At 53.2% G+C, this 21,252-nt stretch carries 17 protein-coding genes and 1 other annotated feature; of the genes, 14 read left to right on the top strand and 3 right to left on the bottom strand.

Annotated features, from left to right (window positions below; translation table 11 throughout):
- Window positions 1-62 precede the first annotated feature (62 nt).
- The 6 genes from FPL14_RS04800 (at window position 63) to FPL14_RS04775 (ending at window position 6,948) form a co-directional block, all read left to right on the top strand.
- On the top strand, window positions 63-701 hold the full coding sequence (locus tag FPL14_RS04800; protein WP_182301949.1) for an O-methyltransferase: 639 nt from the start codon (window positions 63-65) through the stop codon (window positions 699-701).
- A 592-nt stretch (window positions 702-1,293) separates the two neighbouring features.
- Window positions 1,294-2,964 (top strand): peptide ABC transporter substrate-binding protein, encoded by a 1,671-nt coding sequence (locus FPL14_RS04795; RefSeq protein ID WP_182301948.1) that lies wholly within the window; start codon window positions 1,294-1,296, stop codon window positions 2,962-2,964.
- Window positions 2,965-3,106: 142 nt separating this feature from the next.
- Window positions 3,107-4,036 (top strand): ABC transporter permease, encoded by a 930-nt coding sequence (locus FPL14_RS04790; protein ID WP_182301947.1) that lies wholly within the window; start codon window positions 3,107-3,109, stop codon window positions 4,034-4,036.
- A 3-nt stretch (window positions 4,037-4,039) separates the two neighbouring features.
- The gene (locus FPL14_RS04785) at window positions 4,040-4,954 is read left to right on the top strand and encodes an ABC transporter permease (protein ID WP_182301946.1); all 915 of its coding nucleotides are present in this window, start codon (window positions 4,040-4,042) and stop codon (window positions 4,952-4,954) included.
- Between the two features lie 13 nt (window positions 4,955-4,967).
- Complete coding sequence (locus FPL14_RS04780) at window positions 4,968-5,999, top strand: ABC transporter ATP-binding protein (RefSeq protein ID WP_182301945.1); 1,032 nt, start codon at window positions 4,968-4,970, stop codon at window positions 5,997-5,999.
- Window positions 5,992-6,948, top strand: a complete 957-nt coding sequence (locus FPL14_RS04775; protein ID WP_182301944.1) for an ABC transporter ATP-binding protein — start codon at window positions 5,992-5,994, stop codon at window positions 6,946-6,948. The genes FPL14_RS04780 and FPL14_RS04775 overlap by 8 nt, the downstream gene beginning before the upstream one ends.
- A 340-nt stretch (window positions 6,949-7,288) precedes the next feature.
- Here FPL14_RS04775 and serS read toward each other — a convergent pair whose 3' ends face one another.
- Window positions 7,289-8,578: a serine--tRNA ligase gene (gene serS / locus FPL14_RS04770; RefSeq protein ID WP_182301943.1), complete on the bottom strand. Its 1,290-nt coding sequence runs from the start codon at window positions 8,576-8,578 to the stop codon at window positions 7,289-7,291.
- Window positions 8,579-8,953: 375 nt separating this feature from the next.
- Window positions 8,954-9,182, top strand: a binding site (T-box leader).
- 52 nt (window positions 9,183-9,234) lie between these two features.
- Between serS and tyrS the strand changes: the two genes are divergently transcribed.
- Window positions 9,235-10,524 (top strand): tyrosine--tRNA ligase, encoded by a 1,290-nt coding sequence (tyrS, locus tag FPL14_RS04765; protein WP_182301942.1) that lies wholly within the window; start codon window positions 9,235-9,237, stop codon window positions 10,522-10,524.
- Between the two features lie 61 nt (window positions 10,525-10,585).
- Here tyrS and FPL14_RS04760 read toward each other — a convergent pair whose 3' ends face one another.
- Entirely contained in the window at window positions 10,586-11,788 is a 1,203-nt protein-coding gene (locus FPL14_RS04760; RefSeq protein ID WP_182301941.1) for an MFS transporter, read from the bottom strand.
- Window positions 11,789-11,974: 186 nt separating this feature from the next.
- On the opposite strand from FPL14_RS04760, the gene hemE reads away from it, so the two are divergent.
- The 7 genes from hemE to FPL14_RS04725 all read left to right on the top strand — a co-directional run bounded on the left by hemE (window position 11,975) and on the right by FPL14_RS04725 (window position 20,473).
- Window positions 11,975-13,027 (top strand): uroporphyrinogen decarboxylase, encoded by a 1,053-nt coding sequence (hemE, locus tag FPL14_RS04755; protein WP_182301940.1) that lies wholly within the window; start codon window positions 11,975-11,977, stop codon window positions 13,025-13,027.
- Window positions 13,024-13,968: a ferrochelatase gene (hemH, locus tag FPL14_RS04750; RefSeq protein ID WP_182301939.1), complete on the top strand. Its 945-nt coding sequence runs from the start codon at window positions 13,024-13,026 to the stop codon at window positions 13,966-13,968. Before hemE ends, hemH begins: the two co-directional genes overlap by 4 nt.
- Window positions 13,968-15,449: a protoporphyrinogen oxidase gene (hemG, locus tag FPL14_RS04745; RefSeq protein WP_182301938.1), complete on the top strand. Its 1,482-nt coding sequence runs from the start codon at window positions 13,968-13,970 to the stop codon at window positions 15,447-15,449. Before hemH ends, hemG begins: the two co-directional genes overlap by 1 nt.
- 286 nt (window positions 15,450-15,735) lie before the next feature.
- Window positions 15,736-16,350 (top strand): molybdenum cofactor guanylyltransferase, encoded by a 615-nt coding sequence (gene mobA / locus FPL14_RS04740; protein WP_182301937.1) that lies wholly within the window; start codon window positions 15,736-15,738, stop codon window positions 16,348-16,350.
- A gap of 16 nt (window positions 16,351-16,366) precedes the next feature.
- Window positions 16,367-17,626, top strand: a complete 1,260-nt coding sequence (locus FPL14_RS04735) for a molybdopterin molybdotransferase MoeA (protein WP_182301936.1) — start codon at window positions 16,367-16,369, stop codon at window positions 17,624-17,626.
- A gap of 32 nt (window positions 17,627-17,658) precedes the next feature.
- Window positions 17,659-18,186: a molybdopterin-guanine dinucleotide biosynthesis protein B gene (gene mobB / locus FPL14_RS04730; protein ID WP_182301935.1), complete on the top strand. Its 528-nt coding sequence runs from the start codon at window positions 17,659-17,661 to the stop codon at window positions 18,184-18,186.
- A 70-nt stretch (window positions 18,187-18,256) separates the two neighbouring features.
- A complete protein-coding gene (locus FPL14_RS04725) occupies window positions 18,257-20,473 on the top strand; it encodes an ATP-dependent helicase (protein ID WP_182301934.1) in 2,217 nt (738 codons plus the stop codon).
- On the opposite strand, the gene FPL14_RS04720 is transcribed toward FPL14_RS04725, so the two are convergent.
- Entirely contained in the window at window positions 20,470-21,252 is a 783-nt protein-coding gene (locus FPL14_RS04720) for an ABC transporter permease (RefSeq protein ID WP_182301933.1), read from the bottom strand. The two genes, FPL14_RS04725 and FPL14_RS04720, sit on opposite strands and share 4 nt — an antisense overlap.

Genomic DNA, 21,252 nt, shown 5'->3' with positions numbered 1-21,252 from the left:
TGTTGGATTGTAACCATCTGCAGATTTAACGGTGTGGCGGACAACGAGGAGGAACGAACGGGATGGGCATGTCGCCTGATCAATACTTTGACGAGCTGTATCTGAAGGATCCCGATCTTGAGCGGGTTGGCGAAAGCATTCAGAATGCCGGAATGCCGGCGATCTCGGTTGCGCCGGGATATGGCCGTTTGCTTACGTTTCTTGTGTCGCTATCCCATTCGCGCTCTATTCTAGAGATCGGAGCGTTGGGGGGATATAGCGGAATATGTTTGGCGAGAGGATTACCCGCGGATGGGAGGCTGGTATCCTTGGAACTGCGGCAGGAATACGCGGATATCGCCATGGCGAACATGGCAGCGGCCGGGTTAGGCGGATTGGCGGAATATCGCGTAGGCGACGCGTCGGCCAGCTTGGAGAAATTGCGGGAGGAGGGTGCCCGCTTCGATTTCTTCTTCATTGACGCGGACAAGGAAAATTACCCTCATTATTTAGAAACCTGTATCAGCCTTGCCAATGACGAAGCGATTATTGCCGCGGATAACACGCTGCTCCGCGGAAAAACGATCGACGAGTCGAGGCAAGGGCCGTCGGTGCTGGCAATACGAAATTTCAATCGGACGATCGCTCAAGATCCGAGGCTGTCCGGTGTCCATTTACCGGCATATGACGGGCTTGCATTAGCGAGAGTCAGAACAAAATAAGGAACGCATGGATAAAAGAAGCACCTCTAGAACTGGCTATTTAAGCCTATTCTAGAGGTTTTTTCTTATACATTACGCTTTTTTAATGCAGTACTAATATTTAGTTAATAATGTACTAAGTTTGTGCCCAGTAAAATTACGCAATTCCTAATTAATGGGGCTAGGGTGAACGGAATTTCATCCTCGGGCGATGTCGTCTTACAAATTCAAAGGATGAGCGTGAATGAATATGCATTTTTATTAATGAATAAACGGAAAACATTTTTTAATCAATCTTTAATGTAAATATATATTACATGCGGAGGTATGAATCGTACCTTTGCCAGAAACTCTCATTGCTAAATCCGAACGTTATATAGTAGGATGACTTCTGTTCCGTCAAAATTCAAATCGGACAAGTGATTAAACCCTTAATTTGGAGGGTATTCATTTCATGAGATGAAAGCTTGCGGGGGAGTGGAGTTGTCATTTTTTCAATATTGGAAATATTGGCAATTATCAGTCAAGTGTATAGGGGACATGCGTAGATAGATGCATAGAAACTATGCAAAAAAGTAATGATAGTCAGTAAAAAAAACGGGGAGGCAACAGAATGAAATTCAAGAAAATTTTCTCGGCTGCCATGGCAGTCACGTTAGCCGGTACGCTGCTTGCGGCTTGCGGCAACAACAACACGAACTCCGAACCGTCAGGTACCGCTTCTACGGGCTCCGGAACGGGCAGCAAGCAGGAGATGGTGATGAACTATCGCGCCGATCCTCCGGCATTGGACGTATCCATCGCGGAAAGCGCGGCATCGTTCACGATTCTCGGAGCTATTAGCGAAGGTTTGTATCGTTTGGACAAAGACATGAATCCACAACCGGCTCTTGCGGCGGAATTGCCGACGATCTCCGAAGACGGTTTGACTTATACCATTAAGCTGCGCGACGGTCTGGTGTGGGCGGATGGATCCCCATTGACTGCTAAAGACTTCGTATATTCCTACCAAAGAACGCTTGATCCGGCTACTAAAGCTTCTTACGCTTTCATTCTTACATGGCTTAAAGGCGGTCAAGCCGTACAAGATGCCAAAACGCCTGAAGAGTTGAAAAAAGCTCAAGAGAATCTGGGCGTTAAAGCGCTCGACGACAAAACGCTTGAAATTACTTTGGATATTCCGCGGGCATATTTCACGGCTCAGCTTGCTTTCTTGAACTACTATCCGCAAAAACAAGAGTTCGTAGAAGCTCAAGGCGACAAGAGCGGCGCGGATGCGGACAAAGTGCTCGGCGCAGGACCTTTCGTCCTGACGAAATGGGATCACGAGCAACAGCTCGTTCTCGAGAAAAATCCGAAATACTGGGATGCTGCCAACGTCAAGCTGGACAAGGTTACTTTGAACATCGTCAAAGATACGGCAACCGGCTTGAACTTGTACGAATCTAACAAAACGGATTATGCAGATATCAAAGGCGACCAAATGAAGCCTTATGAAGGTAAAACGGAGCTTCACCGCAAGAGCGAGCTCGTTACCGGTTACTTGAATTTCCAACAATCGAAAGTTCCCGCTTTCGCTAACGCTAAAGTTCGTCAAGCTCTGAGCATGGCGATTGACCGTCAAGGTCTTGTCGACGTCGTTCTGAAAAACGGTTCCGTAGCCTCCACGGGTTATGTGCCGAACGGAAACAGCGACGGCAACGGCCAGGAATTCCGTAAGGTCGTAGGCGACACGGAAGTGGCATTCGATGCCGCTAAAGCAAAAACGCTGCTGGCCGAGGGTTTGGCCGAAGCGGGCGTGGCTTCCCTGCCGCAAGTGTCCATCATTGGCGATGATACCGAGACAGGCAAGAAAATGCTTGAGTTCCTCGTTTCCCAATGGAAAACGAACCTCGGCATTACGGTTCTGGCGGAGCCATTGCCGCATGCTACCCGTCTTGAAAGAGAACTTAGCAAAAACTACTCGATCGTGTCCACGCTGTGGGGCGCTGATTACAACGATCCGATGACATGGCTGGACATGTACGTTTCCGGCGGTCCTTTCAACACGCAAGATTGGAAAAACGCGAAATACGACGAATTGATCAAAGCCGCGCAAAAGGAACTTGACACGAAAGTCCGCGCGGAGAAAATGCACGAAGCGGAAAAAATCCTGCTTGAAGAAGCAGCCGTATTCCCGCTTTACTTCCGCTCTTCTCCGTTCTTGATCAAAGATAAAGTACAAGGTTTGATCTTGCCTCCTTACGGTCCTGACTTCGAATTGAAATGGGCTTCCGTTAAATAGGAAGCTTCAATCTTTGAGAACGATACATGCCGTACATTCAGTACAAGAACAATCCATGAAAGAGGCCGTTGCTAGAACGGCTTCTTTCATGTTGATTGCAGGCATAGGAAAATTATTCATTCCCGGAAAGGAGGATTTCATCGTGCTGAAATACGTGCTGCGTCGTTTGGTCTATATGATCATTACGTTATGGGTTATTATTACGGCCACTTTTTTTCTCATGAAGCTGCTGCCGGGAAATCCTTTCGGAGAAGTCGCAGCGAAGCTGCCTCCGGAGAACTTGGCTATCCTGAAAGCGCAATACGGTTTGGATAAGCCGGAATGGCAACAATATTTGCAATATCTGGGTAACGTCGTACAAGGCGACTTGGGCGTTTCTTACCAATTTCCGACCCGTTCGGTAGTAAGCGTCATTAAGCAATCTTTCCCGGCCTCGTTAGAGCTTGGGGTAGAATCGCTTGTCATCGCGATTATTATCGGTTTGACCTTAGGGATCATCGCTGCTCTTCGGCATAACAAATGGCAGGACTACTCCGCCATGATCATTGCCCTCGTCGGCATTTCGATTCCGTCCTTCGTTCTTGCGCCATTGCTTTCTCTTTATGTAGGCAACAAATGGGGAATTCTTCCGCCCGGTCTGTGGGAAGGCCCCGAGAATCGCATCTTGCCGGCTTTCGCTCTGGCATTAGGCACGATTGCCACGCTCGCGCGGATGATGCGCGCTTCCATGCTGGAAGTAGCGAGCTTGGATTATATCAAAACCGCTAAATCAAAAGGCCTTTCGACGCGTAAAATCGTGACGGGCCACATGTTACGCAATGCTATTTTGCCAGTCGTGACGATTCTCGGCCCTATCGCGGTCGGCGTCATTACCGGAACGCTCGTCGTCGAGAATGTATTCGTTATCCCGGGCTTGGGATATCAATTCGTCAGCTCCATCACGACTTTGGATTATACCATGATTACGGGACTTACCATCTTCTATGCGGCGATTCTCATCGTTGTGATGTTCCTAACCGATATCGCCTACGGCTTTATCGATCCAAGGATTCGTATGTCGGGGAGGAGGTAAACGATGGAAAGCCTATCTAAAGACAAGTTTCAACCGGCTGAGAAAACGACAAACGCGGAGTCCATTGTGCGACCTTCCCTAACTTATTGGCAGGATGCGTGGAGGCGTTTGAGATCTAATAAAATGGCTATGGCAGGATTGATTATTCTAATCCTGATGACGATTCTGGCCATCTTTGCTCCAATGTTCAGCAAGTACGATTACGAAACGCAATATTTGCAAGATATCGATCTTAAGCCGTCTTGGGGGCACTTTTTCGGAACGGATGACTTCGGAAGGGATTTGTGGACCCGGGTATGGTGGGGAACCCGCATATCCTTGCTCATCGGGGTAATCGCGGCTTTGATCGATTTGGTCATCGGCGTGCTCTACGGCGGAATTTCGGCTTACTTCGGCGGAAAAGTGGATAACGTCATGCAGCGGATTATCGAGGTTATTTACTCCATTCCGTTATTGCTGCTCGCCATTATTCTGATTGTTTTCCTAGGGCCGGGCATTAGCTCCATTATTATCGCCTATGCCTTAACGGGATGGGTAGGAATGGCGCGTCTTGTCAGGGGCCAGCTGCTGCTCGTGAAAGAGCAGGAATTCGTGCTAGCCGCGCGTACGTTAGGCGCGAAGCCGAAACGGATCATCCTGCAGCATTTGATTCCTAACGTCATCGGGTTGGTTATCGTGCAAATTACGTTTATCGTGCCGACGGCCATTTTCTTCGAATCGTTCCTGAGCTTCATCGGGGTCGGGATTCGTCCGCCTATGGCGTCGCTCGGTAATCTGATCAACGACGGTGCCCATTACATGAGATACCAGCCGCACCGGATTATTTTCCCGACGATCGTATTCAGTTTGATCTTGCTTAGCTTTAACGTGCTTGGCGACGGATTGCGAGACGCTCTCGATCCGAAAATGAGGAAATAAGGAGGCCTGCCGAATGGGTAAACCCATACTTGAGGTCAACAATCTTCGCGTATCCTTCAAAATGTATGCCGGAGAAGTTCAGGCGGTACGAGGCGTCTCCTTCACCGTAAATAAAGGGGAAGTATTGGCGATCGTCGGCGAGTCCGGCTGCGGGAAATCTGTAACGGCCCAGACGATCATGAGATTGATCCCCACTCCGCCTAGTTATATTAAAGAAGGATCGTCCATCTTGTTCGACGGCAAGCATGAGATCGCCAAGATGACGGAATCCCAAATGCAACAGATTCGCGGGGAAGAGATGGGGATGATTTTCCAAGATCCGATGACTTCCCTTAATCCGACGATGACCGTCGGCGCGCAAATTTCCGAAGGAATCCGCAAGCACCAGAAGGTGACGAAAGCAGATGCGCTGCGGCGTTCCGCCGAGTTGCTTACGCTTGTCGGAATGTCTAACGCGGAGGAGCGCATCCATCAGTACCCGCATGAGCTGTCCGGCGGGATGCGCCAGCGCGTCATGATCGCCTTGTCTCTGGCTTGCAATCCGAAGCTGTTGATCGCGGATGAGCCGACGACGGCTCTCGACGTGACGATTCAAGCGCAAATCATCGATTTGCTGCGCGACATCCAAGAGAAAACCGAAACTTCGATCATCTTGATTACGCACGACTTGGGCGTCGTAGCGGAGATGGCCCACAAGGTTATCGTTATGTATGCGGGAAAAGTAGTGGAGAGAGGCACGCTGAACGATATTTTCTACAATCCAAAACATCCGTATACGTGGGGGTTGCTTCGTTCTGTTCCTCGGCTTGACAGCGATAAGAACAACGAGCTTGCCTCGATTCCGGGTACGCCGCCCGACTTGTATTCGCCGCCCGTCGGCTGCGCATTCGCGGCCCGTTGCCCTTATGCGATGAAAGTGTGCAAAGAGATCGATCCGGAACACTTCGAAGTGTCGGCGGATCACAGCGCGGCATGCTGGCTTAATCATCCGGACGCTCCCGAGGTAGAGATGCCCGTTGGAATAGGGAGGGGATCACATGGCTGAAGATAAAATTCTAGAAGTGAAAGATTTGCAGAAACATTTTCAGCTGAGCGGCAACCGCGTCCTCAAGGCGGTTGACGGCTTGAACTTCTCGATCAACCGGGGAGAAACGTTCGGTTTGGTCGGAGAGTCGGGCTGCGGCAAATCGACGACGGGCCGAACGATTATCCGCCTCTATGAAGCCACCGGCGGGCAAATCTTGTTTAACGGCAAAGACGTTCAGAAGATGAAGGGAGCGGACCGGAACCAATTCCATCGCGATATGCAGATGGTGTTCCAGGATCCCTATGCTTCATTGAACCCGCGTATGACCGTCGGTAAAATCATTGCCGAGGGAATCGAGATTCACGGATTGTATTCCGGCAAGGAGAAGAAGGAACGCGTCAACCAGTTGCTCAGGGACGTCGGTTTGAGCGAAGAGCACGCCGGACGTTTCCCGCACGAGTTTTCCGGCGGCCAACGCCAACGGATCGGGATCGCCCGCGCGCTCGCGATCGAGCCGCAATTCATCATCGCGGACGAGCCGATCTCCGCGCTCGACGTATCGGTTCAAGCGCAGGTCGTTAATCTGTTCAAGAAGTTGCAGAAGGAACGCGGACTGACGTATTTGTTCATCGCGCATGACTTGGCTATGGTCAAGCACATCTCCGATCGTATCGGCGTTATGTACTTGGGCAAGTTGGTCGAGGTGGCGACGTCCGATAAATTAAACGCGAAGCCGCTGCACCCTTACACGCAATCGCTTTTGTCCGCGATACCGATTCCGGATCCGGACCTGCAGAAGCAGCGCAAGCGGATCATTCTTCAGGGCGAGATTCCGAGCCCTCTCAATCCGCCGAGCGGATGCCCGTTCCGCACGCGCTGTCCGCATGCGATGCCGGAATGCGCGGCGACGATGCCTCCTTTCAAGGAAGTCGAGCCGGGCCACTTCGCGGCTTGCCATTTGCTCTAATCTATATAGCAAGCCCCAAGTCTGTTGACTTGGGGCTTTTTGGCGTGTGCTCAATAGCGGCACGGGGTGCCGCTATTGAGCCGAAACCGTTGCCGAAGCGTCCAATAACGGCCCGGGGTGCCGTTATTCCTCCAGAACCGTCGCCGGAGCGTCCAATAACGGCACGGGGTGCCGCTATTCTGACGGAACCGTCACCGGAGCGTCCAATAACGGCACGCGGTGCCGCTATTTCGCCGAAACCGCCGCCGGAGCGTCCAATAACGGCACGCGGTGCCGCTATTTTCAAATAGGCTCGCCCTAACCCTCACAATAGCACTCCCGGACCGAGCCGAACCCAAGGTTAATCGAGTCGAATCGGATACAGGCGATCCCGACCGCCCATATAAGGGCGTAAAGCTGCCGGAAGATGAATCGATCCGTCTTCGGCTTGATGATTCTCGAGAAGAGGGATCAGGATGCGCGGACTGGCCACGGCCGTATTGTTGAGCGTATGGCAGTAACGCAGGTTACCGTCCGCGTCGCGATAGCGAATGTTGGAGCGTCGCGCTTGGAAGTCGTGCAAGTTCGATGAAGAATGGGTTTCGCCGTACGATCCGCGACAGGGCATCCAAGTTTCGATATCGTACTGTTTGTACGTTTTTTGCGACATGTCGCCGGTACATACGGCCACTACCCGATAGGGAAGCTCCAACAGTCGCAGAAGCTTTTCCGCGTTAGCGGTAATTTCGTTTAGCAGGCTGTCAGATAATGCGGGATCGGCTTCGCACAAGACGACTTGTTCCACTTTGGCGAATTGGTGGACGCGATACAGCCCTTGGACGTCTTTTCCCGTCGAGCCGACTTCGCTCCGAAAACAAACGGAGGCGGCAGCCAATTTGATCGGTTCGGACGCATCGACGATTTCGTTGGCATGATACGTGACTAACGGAACCTCCGAGGTCCCGATCAGATGTTTGTTTTCTTCCTCGATCCGGTATACTTGATCTTCGCCCAGCGGGAAAAATCCGGTGTTGTACAAGGCGTCGGGACGCACCATTAAAGGAACTTCCAGCAAAGTGAAGCCTTGGGCGAGGACCAGATCGATCGCGAGCTGTTGGACGGCCCGGTGCAGGAGGGCGCCGTCGGCCGTCAAATAATAATTGCGCGTGCCCGCGGCTTTGACTCCCCGGGGAACGTCGATCATCCGGTGAAGCTCTCCGAGCGCGACGTGATCCTTCATCCACGACTCCGTTATCCTCGGCTCGCCGACCAGACGGAGCTCCACGTTGTCCGCGTCCGATCGTCCGGCGGGAGTGTCCGGCGAGACGACATTCGGCACGAGCATCATTAATTCGTTGTAGTGCCGTTCCGCATCGGCTAACGCCGTCTCCGCCGAACGCAAGCTTTCGTTAATCAGCTTGGCCTCCGACTTCTTATTTTCCGCTTCGCGCGCATTCGCTTCGCGGGACAATTGCGCAATCCGTTGCGACAGCTTGTTCCTCGATTCCCTTAGTCCTTCCGTCTCGGAGATCAACGAACGTCTCTTGCCGTCCCATTCCAGCAGTTCCCGAATCGATACGTCGATTCCTTTCGCGTCAGCCGCCTCCTGAACCGTGTCCGGGTGTTGCCTGATCCATTTGATGTCCAACATGTTACCGCGCTCCTTTTAGGATAAAATGCAAAAAAACGCTCTCGTCTCTATGGGACGAGGAGCGTTTAATTCTCGCGGTGCCACCCAAATTGACCGAACAGCCGAACTGTCCGATCCGCTTTAGTTCCGCTGTAACGCGCGGCTACGGTTGACTTAGGGAAATCGACGGTTGGACCGCGATCGCGATTTCCTTGACGGGAACGCCTCCGAGTTGGATGCTCTTCACAGGCATGATTACGATCATGAAGTTTGTTGTAGTATATCGTATCCGCTAAGCCCGAACAAGAGGCAAAAAACGGGCATCCGTCAATTTGCGCAAAGTCCGATTGACATCTCGGGCCGCATCGTTTAAAGTGGTTCAAACGAATACTATAAGCAATCGCATTGAAGGGAATCAGTAGCGTTCGCATTACGCGTTCCAGAGAGCCGGCGGCCGATGTGAGCCGGTACGCGAGCAAGCGCGAATTACGTCCCGGAGCATCTTGATCCGAAACCGTACCGGTGCGGAAGGACAAGACGGAAGTCGGCCGTTATCCGATCGGAGTGGAGAATGCGCAAGCGCGCGTTTTCAATTAGGGTGGTACCGCGATGACTCGTCCCTGTCTACAGACAGGACGGGTCTTTTTTAATTTCAGAACAAGGAGAGCGATTGAACAATGACCAATTCGATTACGCCTAATCTCGACACGGGTTTGTTGGATGAACTGGAATACAGAGGCTTGATTCACCAAATGACCAACCGCGAAGGCCTGCAAGAAAAGCTGAACAAGGAGCGCGTCGTGTTGTATTGCGGTTTCGACCCGACGGCGGACAGCTTGCACATCGGACATTTGCTTCCGATTCTGATTCTTCGCCATTTCCAGAGAGCCGGACATAACCCGATCGCGCTAGTCGGCGGCGGTACGGGCATGATCGGAGACCCGAGCGGCCGTTCCACGGAGCGTTCACTCAACACGGCGGATACGGTCGCGGGATGGACGAACAGACTGAAGGATCAGCTTTCCCGGTTTCTCGACTTCAATCCCGAAGTCAACTCCGCGAAGCTTGTCAGCAACTATGATTGGTTAGGCTCGCTGGACGTCATCACTTTCTTGAGAGACATCGGCAAAAACTTTACCGTCAATTACATGCTGGCCAAAGATTCGGTCGATTCCCGATTGGCGAACGGCATTTCTTTTACCGAATTCAGCTACATGATCCTGCAATCCTACGACTTCTACAAGCTGCTGACGGATCACGGCTGTACGCTGCAAGTAGGCGGAAGCGATCAATGGGGCAACATTACCGCGGGACTTGATTTGATCGGAAAAATGGGCGGAGGCGACGCCTACGGGATGACGGTACCTCTGGTCACGAAGAGCGACGGGAAGAAGTTCGGCAAGTCCGAATCGGGCGCGGTCTGGCTGGATCGCAACAAAACGTCGGTATATGCCTTCTACCAGTTCTGGATCAACACGGACGATAACGACGTCATTAAGTTCCTGAAGTATTTCACGTTCTTGGACAAAACGAGAATCGCGGAGCTCGAAGCCGAGCTTGCCGAACGTCCGGAGAAACGCGAAGCGCAGCGCGAGCTGGCGCGTCAAGTGACCGGCCTAGTGCATGGCGAAGAAGCCGTCGCGAGCGCGGAGAAAATTACTCAGGCGTTGTTCTCGGGAGACGTGACGCAGCTTAGCGAAGCGGAGCTCGTCGAAGCGCTGCAAGACATGCCGACTACGGTCATCTCGGGTCAAGAGGAGATTGCGCTGCTGGATCTGTTGATCGAGGCAAAAGCAGCCCCTTCGAAACGCCAAGGAAGACAAGATATCGAGAGTGGCGCGGTGTACGTGAACGGACAGCGTCAGCAAAACGTCGAATTCTTCGTGACGAAGGAGCAACGGTTGCACGGCAAGTACACGGTATTGCGCCGTGGCAAAAAAAATTACTACCTAGTTAGATTCGAATAGGCAAAGGCAAAGGGAGCGGCCATCAACCGGAAGTAAATCCGGTTATTGGCCGCTCCCTTCGTTATGCGGACTTTTGCCTGATTCGCAAAGCGCGCGTAGCCCATATGCAAGTCATAAACAGCAAAGCGCCGGACAGGATAAACAATCCTTCGATTCCGATGAATCCCGATAATGCTCCGCCCATGACCGGCCCCATCATATTGCCGAGGCTGAGAGCGCTGCTATTGAAGCCGAACGCGCGGCTTTCCATGCCGTCGGGCGTATAGCGTCGCACTAGGGAGTTCACGGTCGGAATGAGTCCGCCCATAAAGCAGCCGAGCAGAAACCGGCATACGAGAAGCTGCCCTACGGAGCCCACGAAAGCTTGAGGAATAAGCATGACCGCAGCTCCCGCCAGCGAAATTAGCAGAATTCGCGAAGCTCCGATCCTGTCGCTTAACCGTCCGAGCAGCGGAGCGCAGATCATATTGGAAATTCCGGTTACCGACCCTACGAACCCGGCGTAGAAGGCAAGGTTCTCGGTCGTGCCGTGCAGATCCTGCACGTAAAGCGGGATAAGCGGCATCGGGCTAAGCATCGCGAATTGGATCAGGAAAGTTACCGTTAGCAATACCGGCAGTTGCCGGATGACCATGAGATCGCGAAATCCTTTGATTACGCTCATTTGCTTTTTGAGCGCCGCCGCGGTCCGATCGAAGTTTTCCTGAACGAGCAGCCAAGAGATGGCGGAGGCAAGAAACAACAGGGTACCCGTAATATAGAAGATAGGGCGAAAACCGAAATTGTCTGCCAACAATCCCCCGATGAACGGACCGAGAATCGTTCCTGCGGTTCCTCCCGATTGCAAAGTGCCCATCGCGAAACCCATTCGATCTTTGGGCGTCGTGGCCGATACGAGGGACACCGCGGCCGGCGTAAAACCGGAGATTACTCCGTTCAGCATTCTTAGCGCCAGCAAATGCCAGGGGGCGGTCGCAAATCCCATCAGAACCATGACGATCGACATTCCGAATCCCGAACGCAGAAGCATCATTTTACGTCCGTATTTGTCCGACAGCTTGCCCCACAAGGGTTGAAATATAAAAGAGGTAATAAAGTTGGCCGCGAAAATAACGCCCGCCCATACCCCGATCTCATGCTTGTCGGTTAATCCAAGATCTTGCTGCAAATATAACGAAAGGAAGGGCATGATCATCGTCATCCCCGCCATAACGAGAAAGTTTCCGCACATAAGTACGATCAGATTAATTTTCCAACGTTGCATCGGCTGCTCCTTTCCTCTAACTTGCTTATGTATGGCTAGTATATCATAGGCTAATCGGGTGCCTAATAACAGCATTGTCAAACTATTGTCATACTCGACGAGGCCTGCGAGGTTGTTCGGGCGGTGCAAAAGGGGCATAATGAAAGCATTGAAAGCCAATCTGTTACATAAAAGAGGCAAACCTAAATGACGAACGATCTATTTTTACGAGCTTGCCGCGGCGAAGCGGTTGAACGCGTGCCGGTATGGTACATGCGCCAAGCCGGACGATACGATCCCGATTATCGTAAAATAAAAGAAAAATACTCCTTGCTGGAAATTTGCAAGCAGCCGGAGCTGGCGGCGGAAGTGACTTTAATGCCTATTCGGAAGCTCGGAGTCGACGCGGCAATCCTGTATTCCGACATTATGAATCCGGTAGCTTCCATCGGAATCGACTTCGACATCGTCAAGGACGTCGGGCCGGTCATTCATAATCCCGTGCGCAGCGAGAGCGACATTGACCGTCTGACCCCGATCGACGTGGAGCGCGATCTATCTCATGTGCTGGAAACGATTAAGATTTTGGACCGCGAGCTGAAAGTTCCGCTTATCTCGTTTGCCGGCGCGCCGTTTACGCTAGCCAGCTATATCATCGAGGGGCGTCCAAGCAAATCTTATATCCGGACGAAGGCGCTTATGTACAGCGAGCCGAAAGTCTGGCACCGATTGATGGGCAAGCTGGCGGACATGGCGGCGATTTATTTGCGCGCGCATATTTCGTCGGGAGCGAAAGCGATACAGTTATTCGATAGCTGGGTAGGCTCTCTTGCTCCTCACGACTTCAAGGAGTTCGTGCTTCCGCACGTGGAAGGCATTTTCGCGAGTCTGTCCGATCTCGACGTTCCGAAAATTTACTTCCCCGGCGTCAGCTCGGGAGAGTTGCTTCCGCACCTTGCCGGCTTAAAGGCAAACGTCATCGGTTTGGATTGGCGGGTTCCTCTATCCGAGGGAAGAAGACGCATCGGCAACAAATTCGCGATTCAAGGAAATCTCGATCCGTACGTGCTGACCGCTCCGTCCGAAGTCATTCACGAGCATGCCCGCAGATTGCTTGACGAAGGCATGAAGGAGCCTGGCTTTATTTTTAACCTTGGACATGGATTGTTCCCCGAAGCTTCATTGGATAAACTGCGGGATTTAACGGATTTCATTCATCTATATAGCGAGCGGCAGCTTGCGGCAGGAGTGAGCTCATGAGCGAGACGGTCAAAAAGGCAATCGGGGTTCTTGTGATGTCCTACGGAACGCCGGAGAGCCTGGAAGGTATCGAAGCTTATTACACGCATATTCGCAGAGGCCATCCTCCTTCCGCGGAACAGCTTGAAGATCTTACGAGTCGCTATCAGGCGATCGTAGGCGGCGTGTTTCCGTTGCGCGAGAACACGAACGGGCAAGTGGCGGCCCTGCAACGCACGTTGGACGGCTTGGCCGGCCAAGGAGCCTACGTTTGTTACCAAGGCTTGAAGCATGCGGCTCCTTTTATCGAGGACGGCGTAGCGGCGATGGCGGCGGACGGGATTACAGAGGCAATAGGTATCGTGCTTACGCCTCAATATTCCGTTATGAGCGTCGGCGGATACATGAAACGGGCGCAAGAGGAAGCGGAGAAACGCGGAATCGCTTTTAAAGCGGTTCAGGAGTATCATTTGCATCCGGAGCTCATCGAGGCTTTGAGCAAGCGGGTCAAGGACGGGTTAGAACGGTTAGGAGACTTGCGCGAGGACGCGCTGGTTTTGTTCAGCGCGCACAGCCTCCCGGCGAAAATCCTGGAAATGAACGATCCCTACGCGGATCAACTGCTGGCGACTTCGGCCGCGGTCGCGCAAGCGGCAGGCGTGGAGAAGTGGCAATTTACTTGGCAGAGCGCCGGACAGACCGGACAGCCGTGGCTCGGGCCGGATATTCTCGAGACGTTGGAGCGACTGAGCTCCGAAGGAGTGAAGTCGGTTCTCGTGACGCCCGTCGGGTTCGTTTCGGACCATCTGGAAGTGCTGTACGATATCGACATCGAAGCCCGGAAATTCGCGGAAGAACGCAATATTCGGTTAGAGAGAATTCGCATGCTGAACGATGACCCTCAATATTTGGCCGCTATGGCGGATACGGTGATCGGCTTGGCGAACGGGAGGACGAATTGATGGCTCGACAAGTTCGCCGGGTGGCGGTGCTAGGCGGCGGTATGACCGGCCTTAGCGCCGCCTTTTATTTACTTAAGCTTGCTAAAGAGCGCGGGGAGAAGCTTGAAGTTACGGTGATCGAAGGTTCCGACCGCCTCGGCGGCATGGTGAATACGCTGCGCAAAGACGGCTTCGTTATCGAACGAGGCCCGGATTCCTTCCTGGCCCGCAAACTTCCGATGATCGAACTAGCCAGAGAGCTCGGAATCGACGGGGATCTGACGGGGACGAACCCGCAAGCCAAGAAAACGTATATTTCCATGGACGGCCGGCTTCATCCGATGCCCGAAGGGTTAACGCTCGGTATCCCTTCCGATCGGGAAAAATTCATGCGAACGGATCTCGTATCCGAAGAAGGCAAGATGCGGGCCCTCGAAGATTTGGACATTCCTGCCGGGGACTTGGCCGGCGACGAAACGGTCGGACGGTTCCTTGAACGCCGCATGGGCAAAGAGATGGTCGAACGGATTTTCGAGCCTTTGCTCGCCGGCATTCATGCGGGCGACCTGTATCATTTGGGACTGCAGGCGACCTTTCCTCAGTTCAAGCAGATGGTCGGAGAGCACGGCAGCTTAATCGCCGGTACTCGGGAAGCTCAGCTTGCCGCCGCTAAAGCAAGGGCGAAGACGGAGGCGGATGCGCAAGAGGGAGCGGGCGTAGGAGCAAATGCCGGAGAGACGGTCTTGCCGCCATCCGTATTTTTGACGTTCCGCAACGGTTTGTCTACCGTCATCGAAGCGCTTGAATCTCGTCTCATTGCCGAAGGCTGCATCATTAGATTAGGAGCGCAAGCCGAATCGCTTGAGCGCATTTCGCCTGAGCGAGAAGAAGGTTATCGCCTTCAACTGGCCGATGGCTCGTTCGTTGAAGCGGATGAAGTTCTGTTTACTTTGCCGGCATACGGAACGGCGGAATTGCTTAGTCCGCATGTCGATGTATCCGCGATGACGAACATTCGGTATATTTCCGTAGCTAACGTCGTGCTTGCCTATGACGAGGCCGGGTTTAAACATAACCTCGACGGCTCGGGATTTCTTATTCCGCGCGGCGAGCATAGGCAGATCACGGCAAGCACGTGGACATCGGCCAAGTGGCTGCATACCGCGCCGAACGGCAAACGCCTTATTCGCTGTTACGTCGGACGAGCCGGCGACGAGAAAGGCGTCGAATTGAACGATGCGGTATTGGCGGGAGTCGTCCAGCGGGATTTGCAGGATCTCATGGGGCTAACGGCTACGCCCGAATTCGTTGAAATTACGAGATTGCGCCATTCCATGCCGCAGTATCCGGTTGGACATGTGGACGCAATCGCATCGTTCCGCCAAGGGTTGAGCGAACGGCTCCCCGGCGTATTTGCGACGGGCGCGGCTTTCGGCGGCGTCGGCTTGCCGGACTGCGTAGCCCAAGGGAAACAAGCCGCGGAAGAAATTCTCGGTTGTTAAAGAGGAAGCAAGGGTTGTCATGGAACATGACGTGGGGATAAAATAAAGGAATTGATACTTGGGAAGCGATTCGTCAACTGTCGAAATCTCGCATAGCGTTACGCCATCACTCTAGTGACATCCATCGAATGAAAGTTCCTAGAATAGCGTTATGGCATCGTCTTAACGAAAGTAAGGTTACTCTTATTCTGATGTACGGCTGTGACAATGTTGAGCAAATCTATTCCGTCGTGCGGGTGGGTAACATGTCGCAGCAGAGTCCTAATCGACGGAGGGAGGCAACGCCATGGACAGATCGGCGGTTATTTTGGCCGGAGGACAGGGGCGGCGAATGGGCGGCGTGAACAAAGCGTTGCTCCTCGTCGGCAGGGAGACGATTATCGAGCGACAGCTTAAGGCGGTCAGACAATGGACGGACGAGATCGTTGTCGTATCCGACGACGAGCGGCTTGAAGGGTATCTGCGGCAACATTCGGATATCCGCGTCGTCCCCGATGCATACAAGGGGGAGGGCCCGTTGGCTGGTCTCCATGCCGGTCTCCTAGCGTCTACCCGATCTTGCGCCTGGGTTCTAGGCTGCGACCAGCCTTTTCTCGATCTGTCGGCTGCCGAGTTTTTGCTGGAACGTATGGCAAGCGAAGCAAGCCAAGCGGCGTTGCCGCTCATCGGTGGAAGGCCTCAGCCGTTGCACGCTATCTACCGCAAGGAGGTTGGCGCCGTTGCGGAGAAGCTGCTGGCATCCGGAGAACGCAAATTTCTCGCTTTGCTCGATCAACTGAATTGGTGCAGGGTAGAGGAGCATTGTTTTGCCGATAATGGCCTTTCCTTGGCTTTTACGGACGATATTGATACTCCCGAGCAACATGCGAAAGCGAACCTCCTGATTTCCGGGGAGAGATAAAGGAGCTACATCCTTCATGCAGTCCGTTGATAGTCTCGACCGATTTCGCCGCACAGCTTTGCAGCCGGAAGAAGCTCAGAAGCTTATCCTTGAACGTATTCGGCCGCTTCCGGTCGAGCGAACGCCGCTAGCCGATGCGTGGGGGCGACGACTAGGCGAAGCCCTTGTCGCGCCTCATCCATTTCCCCCGTTTCGCAGGTCGGGGATGGACGGCTATGCCGTTCGCGTGGCCGATTTGGATCGGGCGACCGTCGCCGATCCTGCGGAACTCCGGGTAATGGAATCGTTGCCGAGCGGGGTAGAACCGCAGGTTGCCGTTCGTCCGGGTCAAGCGACCAGAATCATGACGGGAGGGATGGTGCCGGAAGGCGCGGATGCCGTCGTCATGCTGGAGATGACCTCTGCTCATACGAGGGATGGGGAGTCTTATGTTCAAATCGGCAAAAGCATCCCCAAAGGTACGAATCTGGCGGATATCGGCTGCGAAATCGAACAAGGCGTTCTGCTGTTGCCCGAAGGCAAAGTCGTCGGAGCGGGAGAGACGGCTCTTCTTGCGTCATGCGGGCATGCCGAAGTACTCGTGTCGAAGAAGCCGCGGGTCGCCATACTCTCTACCGGCAGCGAATTGCTCGAAGTGGACGAGCCGCTGGCCCCAGCCAAAATTCGCAACAGCAACGCTCCGATGCTCGCGGCATTGGTCAGGGAATTCGGCGCGGAGCCCGTCATGCTCGGCAAAGTTCCCGACGACGTGGATGCGGCGCAAGCGCTCGTTCGCCATGGCTTGCAAACGTGCGACATGTTGCTTACTTCCGGGGGCGTATCCGTCGGGGATTACGACGTGATGGTCGACGTTCTTGCCTCTCCTGAGGCGGAGCTGCTATTCAACAAAATCGCCATGCGGCCCGGCAGTCCGACAAGCGCCGCCATCATGAACGGCAAGCTGCTTCTTGCGCTTTCGGGCAATCCCGGAGCTTGCTTCGTCGGTTTCCACTTGTTCGCCGCTCCGGCTTTAAGAGCTATGCTGCGAGAGCCCGTGCAAGCGACTCCGAGCTTCGCGGCCTATCTAGCCGAGGACTTCCTTAAAGTAAACGCGTATCGCCGATACATCCGAGCGCGAACGGAGCTGCGCGACGGGACCGTTTGGGTAACGCCTACCGGCGACGACAAGTCGAGTCTGATGACGACGATCGTGGACGCCGACTGTCTGATCGTCATCCCCCCTCTCAAGGAAGGTTTGGAAAAGGGACGCCTCGTAACGGCTTTGCGGTTGAAATAACGGAAAACGGCATAGAGAAGAGGGAGCGAATCATGCGGATCGTACAGATCGTCGGTTACAAAAACGCGGGGAAAACGACGCTATCGTGCGAATTCGTCCGCGAGCTTGCCGGGCAAGGGATTCGGGTCGGCACTTTGAAGCATGACGCGCATGATTTCGAGCCGGAACTCGCGGGCAAAGACACCTGGCAGCATCGCCAAGCGGGCGCTTTTCTCACCGCGATTACTTCCCCGTCCCGCACGGCATGGGTTCACGAGCAATCGACGCCGGTCGAACAGCTGGTCGCCCGCATGGAGGCGAAGTTCGCCCAGTTTATCGTTATAGAAGGCTTTAAGACCGCGCCTTATCCTAAGATCGTGCTTCTCCGAACCGAAGAGGATGTTGATCTCTTCGAGCTGCCTAACGTAATAGCCGCAGTCGTTCGAAAGCCTAATCAAGCCGTAACGGATATCGCGGAAGCTCAGGTCGTACCGTTATTCGTCCAACCGGACGTTCAGTCGTTTGCGCCGCTTATCGCGTATGCGCTGGACGTTCTGAAATCATATCCTATCCGAACATGACGTCATTTCCCGCACATTCGTCCCGGTGAATGTGTTTTTTTATTTCAGGCAAGCGAAAGGAAACGCAAGGATGACACTTCAGCTGGACATGGACTATTTTACGCGCAAAGAAACCGAAACGGGGGTTGTCTTAAACGAGGTGCAGCGGCAAGCCGCATCTTACGCGGATGGCGCTTTATTGTTGCTGGCTTCTCCGGGCTCGGGAAAAACGACGACGCTGATCATGCGGATCGGGTATTTGATCGAGTCGAAAGGAGTGCGGCCGTCTCGCATTAAGGCGATAACGTTCAGCAGGGCATCGGCTAAGGATATGAAGGAGCGGTTTGATCGCTTTTTTCCGGGGCTGCGCCGACAAATGCCCGACTTTTCCACCATTCATAGCCTGGCCTTCGAGGTCGTAAGAGAGCTTTTTCACGCGAAAAGGGTTTCCTACCGCATGATCGAAGGCGCGGCCGACGCAGACAACGAGCAGTGGAACAAAACCAAGATTTTACGGGACATCTATAAAAGATTAAACGGGGATTTCCCTACCGACGACCAGATGGAAGAGTTGACGAGTTATATTAGCTTCATTAAGAACAAGCTTATTTCTCCGAGCCAATTGTCTTTAGCCAAATGCGACGTGCCGAAAGCGGAGACGATTTACAAGGAGTACGAGAAGTTCAAGCAGTCCGGTGCGCCTCAATTGCTGGTGGATTACGACGATATGCTGACGATCGCGAACGATACGTTGACGCTTGAACCGGATATCCTGAAGAAGTTCCAGCTTCGCTATGACTACGTGCTGACGGACGAAAGCCAGGATACGTCGCTTGTCCAGCATGCGATCGTGGAGAAACTAGTCAAAAGCCATGGCAACCTGTACGTCGTCGCCGACGACGATCAATCGATTTACACGTGGCGGGCGGCGGAACCCCGCTATTTGCTCGATTTCAAGCAAGCGTACCCTATGGCGTCCATTCTGAAAATGGAACAAAATTACCGCTCTTCACGCAATATCGTGGACGTAGCAAACCGGTTCATTAAACGGAACAAAAACCGCTACGACAAAAACATGTTCACGCGAAACCCGGAGAGCAAGCCGATTACGATCACGGAGCTTCCCGATTACAAATATCAAGCGAAGTACGTCGTGGAGAAAATATCGGACAACGACGATCTGAACGAAGTGGCCGTGCTATACCGCAACAATTCCTCTTCCATTATGCTGATGAACGCTTTGGATCGGGCGGGAATTCCTTTTTACATGAAGGATGGGGATAACCGTTTTTTCTCCCATTGGGTCGTCGAGGATATTTTGAATTTTATGCGAATGACCTATAACGATAAGCGTCCGGATATTTTGGAGAAAATCCATACGAAGTTCAACGGCTATATTACGAAACGGCAAATGGTCATGTTGGCGGAGCTAAGCGCGGATACGGACCAGTCGGTTTTCGATCGATTGCTTAATCACGTTCCTCTGCAGGAGTATCAGATCAAGCAGCTGGAAGCGGGAAAAGAAACGTTCGCCAGGATGCAGGGCGCTAAGCCGCTCGCCGCGATTCAAACGATCCGGGACAAGCTCGGATACGACAAAGCCATCGAAAAAATGTGCGAGCGGCTAGGGTTCCGCAAGGAGTACTTGATCGGGATCCTGAATACGCTGGAGGAAATCGCGGAGTCTCTGGAGACGATGGAGGAATTCGCCAAACGGTTGAAATTCCTAGAGCAAAGCATGAAAGATTCCAAATCGAACAAGAACGGAAGCGCGGTTACTTTGTCTACTCTCCATAGCGCCAAAGGATTGGAGTTCGATACGGTCTACATGGTGGACTTGGTCGAGGGCATACTGCCTTCCAATGACGATATTAAGAAGTTCGAGAAGGATGAGCCGGACGGAATGGAGGAAGCGGTTCGACTCTTCTATGTCGGGATGACCCGTGCCAAACAAGAGCTGGAGCTGCTGTCCTACAAGTCCAGGGACGGAGAACAAACGAAGATCTCGCCATTTGTGACGGACGTACGATTCATTCAGAATCCTCCCAAGGAAATTCCGGGCAAGAGCCCGGGCGATTCCGCTGCGAAGCGAGCTCGCCGGTCTCTCCCATCCGTCCCGTACAACCAGAATGCGATCAGGGAGCCGGCTCAATTCGCAGTCGGCAAAAGAGTGCGGCATCGCGTGTTCGGCAGCGGGGACATCGTCCTGATCCTTGGGGATAGCGTGGAGATTCGCTTTCCGTCTGAGACTAAGAGGTTGTCGATTAACATTTGCATCGAGATGGGGTTGCTGGAACCGGATGCTTAAGATCCGGTCGAACGGTAATGGCGCACGCCGATCCGCCAAACGAGCAAACACGGAACGAGGAAGAGCAAGCCTGCTAACGGAGCCAGCATATAAGGAACCGGATTTCCCGACGTCTTGCCCAAGATGTACAACAAGGGCAAGTAATTGACGCAACCGAACGGGATCACGTACGTGAAGAAGCGGGTCACCCATTTCTGATAGATGTTCAACGGATATTGAGCCATTTCCCTGCCGCCGTCCGTGAAGATGTTGGCGAGCTCCAAGCCTTGAACGGTCCAGAAGCACATCGTCGCCGTCAGAATGAAGATGCCGGAGAAAATAAACACGCCGCTGGCGATCATGAACAGTAACGTGAGAACCTTCATAACCGACCATTCGACCTGAATGTGACCGATCGCCCAGGCGAGCACAAGAGCGCTTTGCAGCAGCCTTCCGACCCGGGTAAATTCGAACTTGGAGCCAAGCACCTGAAGCACGGTGCTTCGCGGGCGAACGAGCAATCGGTCGAATTCACCGTTTACGACTAAGCTAGAGAACATGTCAAAGCCGCGCGCGAAGCATTCGCTGATCGCGAAAGCCATATGGATGACCCCGAAGGCGAGAGCGACTTCGTAGAAGTCCCAGCCTCTGAGTTGGCCGAATCGGTCGAACATAAAGTACAGTCCCGCGAAGACCGAGAACGGAATGAAGAATTGGCCGAACGAGAGCAGCCAGAACGAAGTCCGATACTGCATCTGCGATTTGAACAAGATAAGCAAATATTTGCCGAATAGTTTCAT

This window comes from Cohnella cholangitidis, from assembly GCF_014107495.1.
GTDB lineage: Bacteria > Bacillota > Bacilli > Paenibacillales > Paenibacillaceae > Cohnella > Cohnella cholangitidis.
Note: the sequence above shows the minus strand (reverse complement) of the source record. Positions and strands in the feature narration are given on the sequence as shown.

Bases quoted from the DNA above. Each gene is read 5' to 3' on its own strand.
- FPL14_RS04735 (WP_182301936.1), top strand. From the start codon at position 16,367: ATGCAGTCCGTTGATAGTCTCGACCGATTTCGCCGCACAGCTTTGCAG.
- FPL14_RS04780 (WP_182301945.1), top strand. From the start codon at position 4,968: ATGGGTAAACCCATACTTGAGGTCAACAATCTTCGCGTATCCTTCAAA.
- FPL14_RS04720 (WP_182301933.1), bottom strand. From the start codon at position 21,252: ATGAAACTATTCGGCAAATATTTGCTTATCTTGTTCAAATCGCAGATG.
- hemG (WP_182301938.1), top strand. From the start codon at position 13,968: ATGGCTCGACAAGTTCGCCGGGTGGCGGTGCTAGGCGGCGGTATGACC.
- FPL14_RS04785 (WP_182301946.1), top strand. From the start codon at position 4,040: ATGGAAAGCCTATCTAAAGACAAGTTTCAACCGGCTGAGAAAACGACA.
- FPL14_RS04775 (WP_182301944.1), top strand. From the start codon at position 5,992: ATGGCTGAAGATAAAATTCTAGAAGTGAAAGATTTGCAGAAACATTTT.
- FPL14_RS04725 (WP_182301934.1), top strand. From the start codon at position 18,257: ATGACACTTCAGCTGGACATGGACTATTTTACGCGCAAAGAAACCGAA.
- tyrS (WP_182301942.1), top strand. From the start codon at position 9,235: ATGACCAATTCGATTACGCCTAATCTCGACACGGGTTTGTTGGATGAA.
- FPL14_RS04800 (WP_182301949.1), top strand. From the start codon at position 63: ATGGGCATGTCGCCTGATCAATACTTTGACGAGCTGTATCTGAAGGAT.
- FPL14_RS04760 (WP_182301941.1), bottom strand. From the start codon at position 11,788: ATGCAACGTTGGAAAATTAATCTGATCGTACTTATGTGCGGAAACTTT.
- serS (WP_182301943.1), bottom strand. From the start codon at position 8,578: ATGTTGGACATCAAATGGATCAGGCAACACCCGGACACGGTTCAGGAG.
- mobA (WP_182301937.1), top strand. From the start codon at position 15,736: ATGGACAGATCGGCGGTTATTTTGGCCGGAGGACAGGGGCGGCGAATG.
- hemH (WP_182301939.1), top strand. From the start codon at position 13,024: ATGAGCGAGACGGTCAAAAAGGCAATCGGGGTTCTTGTGATGTCCTAC.
- mobB (WP_182301935.1), top strand. From the start codon at position 17,659: ATGCGGATCGTACAGATCGTCGGTTACAAAAACGCGGGGAAAACGACG.
- hemE (WP_182301940.1), top strand. From the start codon at position 11,975: ATGACGAACGATCTATTTTTACGAGCTTGCCGCGGCGAAGCGGTTGAA.
- FPL14_RS04795 (WP_182301948.1), top strand. From the start codon at position 1,294: ATGAAATTCAAGAAAATTTTCTCGGCTGCCATGGCAGTCACGTTAGCC.